General features: G+C 45.1%; 13 protein-coding genes and 4 tRNA genes. 2 read left to right on the forward strand and 15 right to left on the reverse strand.

Going from position 1 to position 13,264, the window contains the following annotated elements; genetic code table 11:
* Positions 1-4: 4 nt before the first annotated feature.
* From rlmB to DW251_RS00465, 12 genes are all read right to left on the reverse strand, one after another.
* Positions 5-751, reverse strand: a complete 747-nt coding sequence (rlmB, locus tag DW251_RS00410) for a 23S rRNA (guanosine(2251)-2'-O)-methyltransferase RlmB (protein WP_021869764.1) — start codon at positions 749-751, stop codon at positions 5-7.
* A 3-nt stretch (positions 752-754) separates the two neighbouring features.
* Complete coding sequence (locus DW251_RS00415) at positions 755-1,189, reverse strand: ribonuclease III domain-containing protein (protein ID WP_118300147.1); 435 nt, start codon at positions 1,187-1,189, stop codon at positions 755-757.
* Between the two features lie 35 nt (positions 1,190-1,224).
* Entirely contained in the window at positions 1,225-2,634 is a 1,410-nt protein-coding gene (gene cysS / locus DW251_RS00420; RefSeq protein ID WP_021869766.1) for a cysteine--tRNA ligase, read from the reverse strand.
* Positions 2,635-2,688: 54 nt separating this feature from the next.
* Complete coding sequence (gene ispF, locus DW251_RS00425; RefSeq protein ID WP_118299909.1) at positions 2,689-3,237, reverse strand: 2-C-methyl-D-erythritol 2,4-cyclodiphosphate synthase; 549 nt, start codon at positions 3,235-3,237, stop codon at positions 2,689-2,691.
* Positions 3,238-3,294: 57 nt separating this feature from the next.
* Positions 3,295-4,221, reverse strand: a complete 927-nt coding sequence (locus DW251_RS00430) for a diacylglycerol kinase family protein (protein ID WP_021869768.1) — start codon at positions 4,219-4,221, stop codon at positions 3,295-3,297.
* Positions 4,222-4,424: 203 nt separating this feature from the next.
* Positions 4,425-4,498, reverse strand: a tRNA-Met gene (locus DW251_RS00435).
* Positions 4,499-4,514: 16 nt separating this feature from the next.
* Positions 4,515-4,587 (reverse strand) — tRNA-Val (locus tag DW251_RS00440).
* 6 nt (positions 4,588-4,593) lie between these two features.
* Positions 4,594-4,667 (reverse strand) — tRNA-Met (locus DW251_RS00445).
* Between the two features lie 17 nt (positions 4,668-4,684).
* Positions 4,685-4,757: transfer RNA gene (locus DW251_RS00450), tRNA-Val, on the reverse strand.
* A 239-nt stretch (positions 4,758-4,996) separates the two neighbouring features.
* The gene (locus tag DW251_RS00455; RefSeq protein ID WP_118299910.1) at positions 4,997-6,982 is read right to left on the reverse strand and encodes a fructose-specific PTS transporter subunit EIIC; all 1,986 of its coding nucleotides are present in this window, start codon (positions 6,980-6,982) and stop codon (positions 4,997-4,999) included.
* Positions 6,983-7,045: 63 nt separating this feature from the next.
* A complete protein-coding gene (gene pfkB, locus DW251_RS00460) occupies positions 7,046-7,951 on the reverse strand; it encodes a 1-phosphofructokinase (RefSeq protein ID WP_021868617.1) in 906 nt (301 codons plus the stop codon).
* A gap of 213 nt (positions 7,952-8,164) precedes the next feature.
* Positions 8,165-9,025 (reverse strand): MurR/RpiR family transcriptional regulator, encoded by an 861-nt coding sequence (locus DW251_RS00465; protein WP_021868616.1) that lies wholly within the window; start codon positions 9,023-9,025, stop codon positions 8,165-8,167.
* Positions 9,026-9,232: 207 nt separating this feature from the next.
* On the opposite strand from DW251_RS00465, the gene DW251_RS00470 reads away from it, so the two are divergent.
* Positions 9,233-9,898 (forward strand): phosphatase PAP2 family protein, encoded by a 666-nt coding sequence (locus DW251_RS00470; RefSeq protein ID WP_118299911.1) that lies wholly within the window; start codon positions 9,233-9,235, stop codon positions 9,896-9,898.
* A 75-nt stretch (positions 9,899-9,973) separates the two neighbouring features.
* On the opposite strand, the gene DW251_RS00475 is transcribed toward DW251_RS00470, so the two are convergent.
* The gene (locus tag DW251_RS00475) at positions 9,974-10,993 is read right to left on the reverse strand and encodes a glycosyltransferase family 2 protein (protein WP_021868614.1); all 1,020 of its coding nucleotides are present in this window, start codon (positions 10,991-10,993) and stop codon (positions 9,974-9,976) included.
* A 57-nt stretch (positions 10,994-11,050) separates the two neighbouring features.
* Complete coding sequence (locus DW251_RS00480) at positions 11,051-11,512, reverse strand: CPBP family intramembrane glutamic endopeptidase (RefSeq protein ID WP_021868613.1); 462 nt, start codon at positions 11,510-11,512, stop codon at positions 11,051-11,053.
* Positions 11,513-11,670: 158 nt separating this feature from the next.
* On the opposite strand from DW251_RS00480, the gene arcC reads away from it, so the two are divergent.
* A complete protein-coding gene (gene arcC, locus DW251_RS00485) occupies positions 11,671-12,600 on the forward strand; it encodes a carbamate kinase (RefSeq protein ID WP_021868612.1) in 930 nt (309 codons plus the stop codon).
* Between the two features lie 74 nt (positions 12,601-12,674).
* On the opposite strand, the gene DW251_RS00490 is transcribed toward arcC, so the two are convergent.
* Positions 12,675-13,175, reverse strand: a complete 501-nt coding sequence (locus DW251_RS00490; RefSeq protein ID WP_118299912.1) for a CarD family transcriptional regulator — start codon at positions 13,173-13,175, stop codon at positions 12,675-12,677.
* Positions 13,176-13,264: the final 89 nt, after the last annotated feature.

The following is a 13,264-nucleotide window of genomic DNA, read 5'->3' on the forward strand; positions in this document are numbered from 1 at the left end:
ACATCTACTGTTTTGCCAGACGCTGACGCACGATCTCATAAGCTAATACACCTGCTGCAACGGAAGCATTCAGGGAGTCAATATCACCCTTCATAGGAATGGATGCTACCATATCGCAGTGTTCTTTTACAAGTTTGCTGACGCCTTCCCCTTCATTTCCGATCACAAGTCCAATAGGGCCGGTAAGGTTCATTTTATACATCACGTCACCACCCATATCAGCACATACAAACCAGAGACCTCTCTTCTTTAAGTCTTCCATGGTAGCGGTCAGGTTTGTAACTTTTGCAACCGGAGTATAATTAAGCGCACCGGCTGATGTCTTCGCAACGGTAGCTGTCAGACCCACTGCACGGCGCTTTGGGATAATGACCCCATGTGCACCAGCCAGATTGGCAGTACGGATGATAGCTCCCAGATTGTGAGGATCCTCGATCCCGTCAAGAAGGAATAGAAATGGCGGTTCGCCCTTTTCTTCTGCCAGTTTTAACATATCTTCTACCTCTGCGTATTCATAAGCAGCCGCATAGGCGATGACACCCTGGTGTTTTCCTGTCTCAGACATCTGGTCCAAGCGCTCTTTTGCAACATAATTGATAATGGTATCGTATTTTTTAGCTTCTCTGACAATGGTACGCACCGGACCATCCTGACAGCCGTCTAATACAAACAGCTTGTCAATGGTTTTTCCGGAGCGGAATGCCTCTAATACGGCATTGCGGCCTTCAATAGTCAGTTCTTCGTATCTCATCTATTATTCTCCTTTTTGTTCAGGTGCCGGTGTTGTTTTTGTTTCCATTGCGCCGATCTTTGTAAGGCCCAGGCTTACAAGCTCTGTAAGGCGGTCAAAGCGCTCCTCAAGGAACAGCCAGCCTACCAGTGCCTCAAAACCGGTTGCTGTACGGTAATCTACCATCGTGGCATGTTTTGCCATAGTAGCTGATTTGGCATTGCGGCCTCTCTTATAAACAGCATGTTCCTCTTCTGTCAGGTCTTCTTCTAAAAGACGGATCATCGCTGCCTGGGTACCTGCCTTTACAAGTTCTGCGCTTCTTTTATGAAGTTTATTTACCTGGATGCTGCCTTTATTGATCACTTTTGCGCGGATCATCACTTCATAGACTGCATCCCCAATATATGCCAGCACCAGCGGAGAATAGGTCCCTGCGTCTACAGGGCCCATTTCCATTGTCTTTTTATAAAATCCCAGAAAGTCCTTTAAAGTTATGCTCTCTTCCACTTTACGCCCTCTCTGGTATCTTCCAGAACAATACCCATATCCAGAAGTTTTCCTCTGATCTCATCTGCAAGAGCAAAGTTTCTGTCTTTTCTTGCCTGCTGTCTTGCTGCGATCATTTCCTCGATCTCGCTGTCAAGAACTTCTGTCTTTCTCTCTGTGATAATGCCTAAAACATCACATAACTGTTCGATCTCCTTTAACAGGCAGGAAACATAGGACTTGGTGCTGGAAGCATCTGCTGTGGAGTTAGCCAGTTTAACCAGCTCGAAGATAGCAGAAACAGCATCTGCTGTGTTAAAGTCATCTTCCATAGCTGCCTCGAATTTTTCACGCAGCTTCTGTACTTCCACCATCTTTTCCTGCTCTGCACAGGTCTCTGCCGCACCTTCTGCCTTTGCATCCAGTTCTTTTAAGCGGTCTACTGCTGTAAGGATACGCTCTAAGCCGTTCTTGGAAGCTTCCATTAACTCTGCGCTGAAGTTGATCGGGCTTCTGTAGTGTGCGCTTAACATGAAGAAACGCAGTACCTGCAGATCATATTTCTCAGCAATATCACGTACAGTAAAGAAGTTTCCAAGGGATTTGGACATCTTCTTATTGTCAATATTTAAGAAACCATTGTGCATCCAGTAATTTGCAAATGTCTTATCATTTGCACACTCACTCTGCGCGATCTCATTTTCATGGTGTGGGAAGATCAGGTCCTCGCCGCCTGCGTGGATATCGATCTGGTCGCCAAGATAGTGCTTTGCCATAACAGAGCACTCAATATGCCAGCCCGGACGGCCCTGGCACCACGGAGACTCCCAGTAAGGCTCTCCTTCTTTTTTCGGCTTCCATAATACGAAGTCGTTTGGATCTTCCTTTACTTCTTCACCGCTTACCTTTAATTCACGGAAACCGGACTGAAGTTCGTCCAAGTTCTTATGGGACAGTTTTCCGTATTCTTTAAATGATTTAACCTTGAAGTATACAGTTCCGTCATCTGCTACATAAGCATGTCCCTTATCGATCAGGGTCTGGATCATGGTAAGCATGCCCTGGATCTCCTGGGTTGCCTGTGGATTTACAGTTGCAGGCTTTACATTTAACGCTGCCATATCCTTTTTGCACTCTTCAATATAGCGCTTGGAGATCACTTCTGCATCTACGCCTTCTTCATTTGCCTTCTTGATGATCTTGTCATCTACGTCAGTGAAGTTGGATACATACTGTACATCATAGCCCTTGTACTCAAAATAACGGCGTACTGTATCAAATACGATCATAGGTCTTGCATTTCCAATGTGGATCAGATTGTAAACAGTAGGTCCGCATACATACATTTTTACCTGTCCCGGTGTTAATGGGACAAATTCTTCTTTTCTTCTTGTGAGAGTATTAAAGATCTTCATAGTCATTCTCCTCATTTCTGTAAGCTTTACAAACTTACATATTTATCCCCAGTTTTATTTTTGAGAGCCGCAGCAGCCTCCACAGCCTGTGCAGCTATCATTTACTATCTTATTATCATAGCAGTAATCAGCTACTTCCGTCAATAATGTAATTGCCTGGGAGGAAATTCCTTCCCCGGTTCCTGTAAAGCCAAGCCCCTCTTCTGTAGTGGCTTTTACACTGACTCTGGATACATCCAGATGCAGCGCCTGGGCAATGTTTTCTGCCATCTTTGGACGGTAATTTAAAAGTTTGGGACGCTGGGCAATGATGGTGGCATCGATATTTTCCACTACATAGCCTTTTTCTTCCAGTAATTCCCCTACTTTTTTCAGCAGTTCTATACTGGATATCCCTTCATATCTTGGATCCGTATCAGGAAAATGCTGTCCGATATCCCCTAAAGCAGCTGCGCCTAAAAGAGCATCCATTACAGCGTGTACAAGCACATCTGCATCAGAATGGCCTAACAGTCCCTTTTCGTAAGGAATCCCCACACCGCCAAGGATCAGCTTTCTTCCTTCTACCAGTTTGTGTACGTCATATCCCTGTCCAATCCTCATTTATTTTATGTCTCCTTTATAACTGATTTATAAAATTCTGTCTGGCAGACCCTGTGATCAGAACATCATCCGTACTTTCCGCGGAATACATTCTGCCTGTATATCGTTTACATTTCCACACACTTCTCCGTCCACATGAACTGGAAGCGGGGCATCTGTGTGTATCTTCACTTCCCTGCACTCATAGGTTCTGGTTCCTTTATAACGCTTTTTCCTGCCGGTCATGGCTCCCAAAAGAAGAGGGATCAGTTTCATCCGGTTAGAATGACTGACTACGCATATGTTCATCAGCCCGTCTTTTCCGTCTGCTTTCGGGGCAAAGACGAAACCGCCGCCTTCTGATGGCTGGATGTGGCAGGATATAAACAGGATGTTATTAAATTCTACCCGTTTTACACCATCTAAAACAATATATCCTCTGGAAGACCTGCATTTAAAAAACTGGCCGATCCCAAGGAGCAGATAGGAAAGCCTGCGAAAACCCATATGTCCTAAACGGCTGCGAAGCCGGGAGTCAAGGGCTGCCTGACAGACTGCAGCGTCAAAGCCGATCCCGGCACTGACTAAGAAACGTCTGTGAAAAGGTTCTCCTTTTCCATAGGAAAGGACACCATAATCGATCATGGAAAAATGTCTTGGCTGAAGCTGCTTTTTCAGGCACTTCACCGGGCTTGCCGGCATGTGCAGACTTCGCCACAGATCATTTCCTGTTCCAGCCGGAATATAGCCAAGATTTAAAGGACCATGAAAGGATGCACCATCTAATACCTCGTTCATCGTGCCATCTCCGCCTACAACAATAAGGAAGCATGGCTTTCCTGCTTCCTTTGTCAGCTCTCTGGCAGCGTCTCTGGCTTCGCCGATCCCATTTGTCAGAACCGCTTCATATTCAATATTGTGCCGGTCCATATAACCGGCAATAGCTCTCCATACTTTCCATCCTCTGCCGGAGCCTGCGTTTGGGTTAATGATAAAATGGTACATAGGCAAACAGGGTGTCCTTTCTTGTTTTTCTGTGCTCATTTTATTATAGCATAATGGTACCGAAAAGAATATAAAACGCATCGAAAATTTCTATTAAAAATGCCCCTTATGTCACCGTCTATGAACTGCTCGTCCAGTGACCTGCCAATGTATATTTGTATATAGCAAAAAAGCAATCTGCACTACGCAAATTGCTTTTTTCATAGCGAGAGGGGGATTCGAACCCTCGACACCGCGGGTATGAACCGCGTGCTCTAGCCAACTGAGCTATCTCGCCATATTTAGTTATTGGATGGGGCCTACAGGGCTCGAACCTGTGACCCTCTGCTTGTAAGGCAGATGCTCTCCCAGCTGAGCTAAGACCCCATACAGTAGCGGAAGGGAGATTCGAACTCTCGACACCACGGGTATGAACCGTGTGCTCTAGCCATCTGAGCTATTCCGCCATAATTATTTAATTGGATGGGGCCTACAGGGCTCGAACCTGTGACCCTCTGCTTGTAAGGCAGATGCTCTCCCAGCTGAGCTAAGACCCCGTATCCGCTTTCACATTTGTCTCAAATGCGATTGCTTGAATAGTATAATTCAAATTGTAGGAATTGTCAACACTTTTTGAAAATTATTTTTCCATTTATTTTCATGGCTTTTTCATATAAAAGAATGTGTCCTGGCGCAAAAACAGCCCGGCCGTTTCTCCCCTTGGCCGGGCTGCTGTAAAATACTCCCTTAAGTATATATCTGCTTTCCCCTGCGATGTAGGGGAAGATGCAATATTTTATTCTTCCACGTTCTTTTTCAGAATTCCCAGGATTAAGCAACCTACAACAGCTCCGATCACAACTGCTGCCAGATACATCACCGGATTGCCGATGGTAGGCAGTACGAATAATCCGCCGTGAGGTGCTCTTAACGTACAGCCAAATGCCATGGACAGACCACCTGCAATGGCAGAACCGATGAGACAGGACGGGATTACACGAAGAGGATCCTGCGCTGCAAATGGAATAGCGCCTTCTGTAATGAAGGAAAGACCCATTACGTAGTTTACAACACCGGACTGACGCTCTTTTTCCGTAAATTTCTTCTTAAAGAAAGTAGTGCAAAGAGCGATCGCGATCGGAGGCACCATACCACCTGCCATTACCGCTGCCATTACTTCAAAGTTTCCTTCTGCTAACTGCGCTGTTCCGAATACATAAGCTGCTTTGTTGAAAGGACCACCCATATCAATAGACATCATGCCGCCAAGGATCATACCTAAAACGACACGGCTGGTTCCTCCCATTCCATTTAAGAAGTGGGTCAGTCCATCATTGATCATGCCCATATATGGATTGATAAAGGTAGTAACGACTGCTGCAAGGAAAATACCGATCACTGGATACAATAACACAGGTTTGATACCTTCCAGTGACTTTGGAAGTTTGGAAAACAGTTTCTTCAGTCCTAATACAATGTAACCACCTGCAAAACCTGCAAATAATGCGCCAAGGAAACCTGCGTTTACATCTCCGCCAGCCGGATTTGCAAAAGTAGAACCCATTTTAGCGATCAGACCTGCTACCAGACCAACTGCAAGACCAGGACGGTCTGCAATACTCATGGCAATAAAGCCTGCAAGGATCGGAAGCATCATGCCAAATGCCTGCTCACCAATGGTCTTTAAGTAAGCTGCAAGAGGTGTGTTCTTACCAAAATTGGATGGATCAATAGAATAATCATCCAGTAAGAATGCCAGTGCGATCAGGATACCGCCGCCGATCACAAATGGAAGCATGTGGGATACACCGTTCATCAGATGCTTGTAGATCTGTCTTCCTACGCTGTCATTCTCCCCTTCAGAAGCTGCGCCGGAAGCGTCTCCTGAGTAATGATAGATCGGTACGGTTCCGCTTACTGCCTGGTTGATCAGAACCTCTGCCTTGTGGATACCATCTGCTACAGGAACCATGATCACCGGCTTTCCGTCAAAACGGGCCATTTCCACGTTCTTATCCGCTGCTACGATGATCGCCTCTGCTGCCGCAATCTCCTCTTTTGTCAGCACATTCTGGGCACCGCCGGAGCCATCTGTCTCAGCCTTCAAGGAAATCCCCAGCTTCTTTCCTGTATTTTCCAGATTTTCCGCTGCCATGTACGTATGGGCAATACCTGTAGGGCAGGCAGTTACAGCTAACACCCGGTAATGTGCATTAACCGCCAAAGCACTCTTTTCTGCCCCATCATCTACCTTCTGTTCCACAGCCTTATCCTCTGTCACATTTTCTGCAGCTGCCTCTGTTTTCCTCTCTTCTTCGCCAAAGCGCTCATTTTCCGCCTTGTCGATGATATCTAAAAACTCATCTGTATCCTTTGCAGCGATCAGGCTCTCCTTAAATCCCGGGTTCATCAATAAGGTAGACAGTCTGGATAATGCCTGTAAATGCACATCATCTCCTGCTGCCGGTGCTGCGATCATAAAGATCAGATTTGCCAGGGAGCCGTCAAATGCCTCATAATCCACGCCTTCCGGAACTACCATTGCTGCAAGTCCCGGTTCTTTTACTGCCTCTACCTTTGCGTGTGGGATGGCAATTCCTTCACCAATGGCTGTACTTCCAAGTGCCTCTCTTGCTAAAATTCCTTCCTTATATCCCTGTGTACTGTTAAGCCGTCCACCAGCATCCATCAGTGAGATCAGTTTGTCAATGGCTGCGTTCTTGTCTGCCACTTTCACGCCCAGTTCAATGCTTTCCTTTTTCAACAGCTCTGTAATACGCATGTGTATACCTCCTTCTATATTTCAATCTGCTTTTTCATGCCCATATTTTATTTCATCGTAAGCTTACTGTAACTGTCCTAACAACTCCATGATCAGTTCCTTTGTACCAATACCATAGGAAAATGCGGTTGCGCCGCCACTGGCTGTTCCCAGCTTCAAAGCGTACTCATAATCTCCTTTTTCCAGATAACCGGCTAAAAATCCCGCTACCATAGAGTCACCGGCACCTACGGAGTTTTTCACTGTTCCCCTGCAGACACCTTCCTTATAAATATGTCCATCTTCTGCAACCAGCAATGCGCCGTCTCCTGCCATAGAAACCAGGACATTTACAGCACCCCGGTCCTGCAGTTCCTTTGCGCACTCTATGATCTCATCTTCCGTCTTCAATTTTCTTCCAAACATCTGACCCAGTTCATGATTATTTGGCTTAATAAGAAATGGCTTCAAAGGCAGTACATCCAACAGCAGATCCTTTTCCGCATCCACAACCATACGTACACCTCTGTCCTCCAGCCGCTTCATGATCTCCTCATAAATATGATGACTGATCATAGAAGGAATACTTCCGGAAAGTACCAGCACATCCCCTTCTTTCAGGCCATCCAGCTTCTCAAACAAAGCATCCACATCTTCCTGCTGGATATCCGGTCCCATGCCGTTGATCTCCGTCTCTTCGTCTGATTTCATCTTCACATTGATACGGGACATGCCCTTCTTTACATGAATGAAATCTGATGCAAACCCCAGCTCTTTCGCTCTCTTTTCGATCTCAGCTCCTGTAAAACCTGCTACAAAGCCCAGTGCTGTACTCTCATAACCCAGATTTGCTAAAAGAGCCGATACATTGATCCCTTTTCCCCCGCAGATCATGTTTTCTGATACGGTCCGGTTGATCTTACCTGGAGTAAAATGATCCACAGAGATCACATAGTCCAGTGCCGGATTAAAAGTCACCGTGTAAATCATACGTCACTTCTCCTTACTTTTAAGAAATTTTATTTCTTATCCTTATGGCTTTACTATAATATGATTTTTATTTTTCGTCAATAGTGTTCTTTGAGAAAATTAATTTCACACTAATTTTCAGCACTTTAGATAAAAAGAGCCGCATTTTTCTGTAAAATGCGACTCTCTTTTGTGCAGATTGTTAGGTGCTGCCTGATATATTATCTTGTGTATCTATCCCCTCTGTTTATCAGATAATATAGCTTTTTCATGGCGTCTGATATGCTCAACCGCATCCTTCTTTCCCGCCATCAAAAGAAGGTAAATGATCTCGATCACAGTAGTGGCTGTGACTCTGGAAAACCAGAATTCCTCTGTGAGAAGTTTTTCCCTGGTAGCAGTAATGATCTTATAATCACAGATCTGTGCTAACGGTGACTCCCTGTTATTCGTAATAAGCACCAGGGTACTTCCATTTTCCTTCGCTCCCAAAGCCAGCGTCTCCAACCGCTTGGAAGAACCAGAGTTTGAAATGATCAAAACCACATCCTCCGGCCCCAGATTAAAAGCATACGCAGCCTGGGCTTCCCAGATATCCCCTGCCACTGCCGGAATACCCAGCTGGTTCAGCTTAAAAGCTCCGTCTAATGCCACAGGGATCGTATTTCCCACAGCTGCCAGCTGCACCATCCTTGCATGCTCCAGCTTATCCAGAATAACCTCCAGATTTTTAATGTCCATCATCTTTATAGTCTCTGTCAGTTCCGCAATTTTATTCGCAAGAATGTTCTTTAAAGACTGTTCCAGATCCGTCCTGTCAATATCATTGGTCACTTCCTGGCTCTGATGCTCTTCCTCCAGAATCTCTCTTGCAAGTGTCAGTTTCAGGTTCTGAAATCCCTTAAAACCACATCTGCGGCAAAATCTTGACACAGTAGCATCACTGGTACCGCTAGCCTTTGCCAGTTCTCCCACTGTCATATCCACAGCCTGCTCTTTATGTTCCATAATATAGTCCGCGATCTTTTTCTCTGCTTCAAAAAAACTGTCATAGGCAGAACAGATCACTCCCAGAACGCTTCGTGCTTCACTCATTTCTCACGCCACCAATCTCATGTAAATTTATTTCTTAATAATAAATATATCATAACAAAAATAAAAATAGAAGAGAACTTTATTAATATTTCCTGACTCCCCTTGTTTTTCAAAATTTACCGTGCTATAATCTCCACGATAAAAAAGAAACTATGTAAACACTATTTCAAAATTTGTTTGATACTATATAGGATAAGAAAGGAAACTATGAAAAAGATCCGCGAATTTTTACACAAATACAGGCATGCATGGCTGCTGTCCTACGCATTCATCTACCTGCCCTGGTTCATGTACCTGGAGCGGACAGTCACCCGTGATTATCACATTATGCATGCGTCCTTAGACGACCTGATCCCATTTAATGAATACTTCATCATACCGTACCTTTTGTGGTTCCTCTACGTAGCAGGAACATTGGTTTTCTTCCTGTTCCGCAGCAAAGAAGACTACTACAAAATGTGTACATTCCTGTTTTCCGGCATGACCCTGAGCCTGATCATCTGTACCTTCTTCCACAACGGTACCGACTTCCGCCCGGTCATCGACCCGAACAAGAACATTTTCAGCGCAGCCGTAGCTGCCCTCTACAAAACAGACACCTGCACCAATGTCTTCCCAAGCATCCACGTATACAATGCCGTAGGAACCCACATTGCCATCAGCAGAAGCCAGATCTTAGCAAAATATCGCTTCCTGCGGTTAGGATCACTGCTTCTCACCATTTCCATCTGTCTGGCAACCATGTTTTTAAAACAACACTCCATCATCGATGTATGCGGTGCTTTCCTGATGTCCTATGCCATCCACTACTTAGTATACGGATACGCAACCGACACCGAAGACAAGAAGATAACAGAAAAAGCGCTTGGCTAAAACACCAAGCGCCTTTTTATTTTATATTCTTGAGATAATCCCCAGATTTTTAATTTCTCGATTGTCCGTGGGGGATTAATTAAACCCATAGAACTTCTGCGTAATCTTATACCCCAAGATCAGCAACTCTCTACCGCCCTTACCCGGCAGATTGCATCCCTGTCCCAAAAATCCAAACCGCAATCTCAGCCAAAGAGCCAAATTCTGCTTCTTCAAAGACTCCCAAAGTTCCTTCTTCTTTTCCATATTCTCCTCTGTCCCCGACTTAATAGCCAGCACAGAACAGATCGTCATCATGATCTCCAGATAAGAAGTCATATAATGCTTCAGCTTTCTGTTCGGGATCTTCGTCACATCATAATATCCCAGCATCAGCTTTGTAACCCGCAGCTGCTGGTCGATCCTTCCGATCATTACCTGCTCATTTACAGACTGGTCCGATCTTCCAATAAAATAGCGGTAGAAATTCACATCCAGGTAATACATATTCTTTACATGAGGAAGTGGCTGGTACACGAAAATATTATCCACATAGAATGTATGCTTCGGCAGTTCCAATCCACACTGACGCAGCAATTCTGTTCTGTAAATAACAGAATGCATCAGGATATACTGTCCTGTCATAAAGAACTTAACGTCCTTCCAGGTAAACACCTTATCCTTAGGAAAAGCAGTATGATAATTCATCACCTTTTTCCGCTTTGCCCCTTCCTTTTCATAGACAAAGTTGGTAACCAGCATATCAATGGTCTCCTGACCATACACAAACTTTCTCAGAGTTTCCAGAACCTTCTGGTATGCCTCTTCATTGACCCAGTCATCACTGTCCACAACCTTAAAAAACACACCTGTAGCATTTTTAAGACCTGTATTTACCGCCTGGCCATGTCCGCCGTTTTCCTGATGGACCGCACGGCAGATGCCCGGATATTTCCGCTCATACTCATCTGCGATCTCCGGTGTACGATCCTTCTGTGAACCATCATCTACAATAATGATCTCCACCTCATCACCACCTGTAAGCAGTGTATTGATACAATGTTCCATATAAGCTTCTGAATTATAACATGGAATCGCAATGGATAATAACTTCACGTTCTTCCTCCTTCGCTTCTCTTTCTTATTTTGCTGTTATCTACACTTCATCATTACTTAAAATAAGCCACTAAAAACCATACTGCAAAGCACCGCCGCCCCATTGGCAGCCCCATGCATCAGCACAACCATCCTGTACTTTCCAAAAGAACTGCTCTCATATCCCCAGGCAAGAAGCAGCCCAAAAACAAAACCATAAATTCCCTGGATCCAGTTCCCATGATACAGACCAAATGCAAGTGCTGATAAAAACGCAGCCGGAGTCACTCCCAGCCATCTTCTAAAGACTGCATAAATCCCTCTGCGAAATATCCCTTCTTCCACCAGAGGCGCTATAAGAAGCGTCAAAAGCAGATAAACTCCCACAGGATAATCCCCCAGTATCTCTGCTGCAGCCCCATAAGACGCCTTCATAAAATCCGGCCACGGGATCACGTACTGCACCAGGATATTCCCAGCCACAGCTGCTGCCATGGCTGCCAGAACCTTCCATCCGAAGCCTTCCGGCAAGATCCTCATTCTATTCACATTCTCTTTTTTCCGCCTTACACACATGCAGTCAGTATAGCACAGCCATCAACCTTTTGCTATCATCTTTTTTCGCTTTTCATTGCAATTATCATCATAATAATGTATCATAATGTTAAAAATATTTCCTGAAAAGTGAGGTAAGCATTATGGCAAAAAAGAGGATCGTCATGGCCATCGGCCATAAAGATATGGGAACCAATCTTCCGGAACAGAAGGAAGCCGTAAAGCGCACTGCAAAAGTGATCGCAGACTTCATCCAGGACGGCTGGCAGGTTGCCATCGTTCACAGCAACGCACCACAGGTAGGAATGATCCACACAGCAATGAATGAATTCGGCAAGCAGCACGACGGATACAGCTCCGCTCCTATGTCTGTATGCTCCGCTATGAGCCAGGGCTATATCGGCTATGACTTACAGAACGGCATCCGCGCTGAACTGATCAAACGTGGCATCTACAAGCCGGTAAGCACCGTTCTTACCCAGGTAACCGTAGATCCTTACGATGAGGCATTTTACACCCCTGTAAAAGTAGTTGGCCGTGTAATGAGCGAAGAAGAAGCAAAAGAAGAAGAGGCAAAGGGCAACCATGTAAAAGCCGTAGAAGGCGGCTTCAGACGTATCGTAGCTTCTCCTCATCCAGTTGCCATTGTTGAGATCGACGCCATCAAGGCTTTAATGGACGCAGACCAGATCGTCATCGCCTGCGGAGGCGGCGGCATCCCGGTTATGGAACAGGGATATAACTTAAGAGGCGCCAGTGCCATTATTGAAAAAGACCTGGCAACCGGCCTTTTAGCAAAAGAGATCGACGCTGACGTTATGATGATCCTTACAAGCGTTGACAATGTTACCTTAAACTTCGGAACTGATAAAGAAGAGCCGATCCATCATATGACCATTGACGAAGCAAAGGCATATATGGACCAGGGACAGTTTGAATTTGCTTCCATGCTGCCAAAGGTTTCCGCTTCTGTAAACTTCTTAGAGGCAGGAAAAGGCCGTAAGGCGATCATCACTTCTCTGGACAAGGCAGAAGAAAGTCTGACTGGCGAAGCCGGAACCACCATCGAATAAATCATCCGAATATAAAAATTGCCGCCTGCTAACGCAGGCGGTCTTTCCTATAAAGTAAAAAAGGACCGTGGCTTTCACACCACAATCCGTTCTTTAATATATTCATTTATCTTTTCCTTAGATATATCAAGTGCAAGGGAAAGCTCTGAATTCAGATAATCTTCTGCCATGCGAAAATACCGCTCATCCAGATCCGTCACCTTTTTCTTGTGCTCGATCCGGTCCTGTTTTCGCAGATACAACGCCTTGATCATACTCACCCATACACGGCAGTCGCAGGTTTTTAAAGCCTCTTTATACCGTTCTTCCCTCTGTTTGTCATTTGCCACGGTCATTTCTTTGATCTGAGGGATCTCTTGGATCAGCGCCTCTGCCTCCGGTCTGGTAAGCAACAGCCTTGTAATGGTCTTCTCCGAGTCTACCGGTGTGACGATCTTTCCATCCTTCTGATTATAAGGATGAAGTTCATAATAAAGACGCCCTTTGGGCCCGACGGGATGATCAATGGTGATAATGTCTGCTACCTGGCAGACTCCACGGATGCCGTATACAATATATTGTCCTTTCTCGTACATAAAATTTTGCCTGCTTTCTTTTGTATCTGAGACTTTCCCAGATTTTCTCATGCTTCACATTCACAGTTTCCTGTTTCAGTTTAGCACGA

The organism is Clostridium sp. AM22-11AC (genome assembly GCF_003473545.1).
In the GTDB taxonomy this organism is placed as follows: domain Bacteria; phylum Bacillota; class Clostridia; order Lachnospirales; family Lachnospiraceae; genus Enterocloster.

Bases quoted from the DNA above. Each gene is read 5' to 3' on its own strand.
- rlmB (WP_021869764.1), bottom strand. From the start codon at position 751: ATGAGATACGAAGAACTGACTATTGAAGGCCGCAATGCCGTATTAGAG.
- DW251_RS00415 (WP_118300147.1), bottom strand. From the start codon at position 1,189: ATGGAAATGGGCCCTGTAGACGCAGGGACCTATTCTCCGCTGGTGCTG.
- cysS (WP_021869766.1), bottom strand. From the start codon at position 2,634: ATGAAGATCTTTAATACTCTCACAAGAAGAAAAGAAGAATTTGTCCCA.
- ispF (WP_118299909.1), bottom strand. From the start codon at position 3,237: ATGAGGATTGGACAGGGATATGACGTACACAAACTGGTAGAAGGAAGA.
- DW251_RS00430 (WP_021869768.1), bottom strand. From the start codon at position 4,221: ATGTACCATTTTATCATTAACCCAAACGCAGGCTCCGGCAGAGGATGG.
- DW251_RS00455 (WP_118299910.1), bottom strand. From the start codon at position 6,982: ATGCGTATTACAGAGCTGTTGAAAAAGGAAAGCATTGAACTGGGCGTG.
- pfkB (WP_021868617.1), bottom strand. From the start codon at position 7,951: ATGATTTACACGGTGACTTTTAATCCGGCACTGGACTATGTGATCTCT.
- DW251_RS00465 (WP_021868616.1), bottom strand. From the start codon at position 9,025: ATGAGTGAAGCACGAAGCGTTCTGGGAGTGATCTGTTCTGCCTATGAC.
- DW251_RS00470 (WP_118299911.1), top strand. From the start codon at position 9,233: ATGAAAAAGATCCGCGAATTTTTACACAAATACAGGCATGCATGGCTG.
- DW251_RS00480 (WP_021868613.1), bottom strand. From the start codon at position 11,512: ATGAGGATCTTGCCGGAAGGCTTCGGATGGAAGGTTCTGGCAGCCATG.
- arcC (WP_021868612.1), top strand. From the start codon at position 11,671: ATGGCAAAAAAGAGGATCGTCATGGCCATCGGCCATAAAGATATGGGA.
- DW251_RS00490 (WP_118299912.1), bottom strand. From the start codon at position 13,175: ATGTACGAGAAAGGACAATATATTGTATACGGCATCCGTGGAGTCTGC.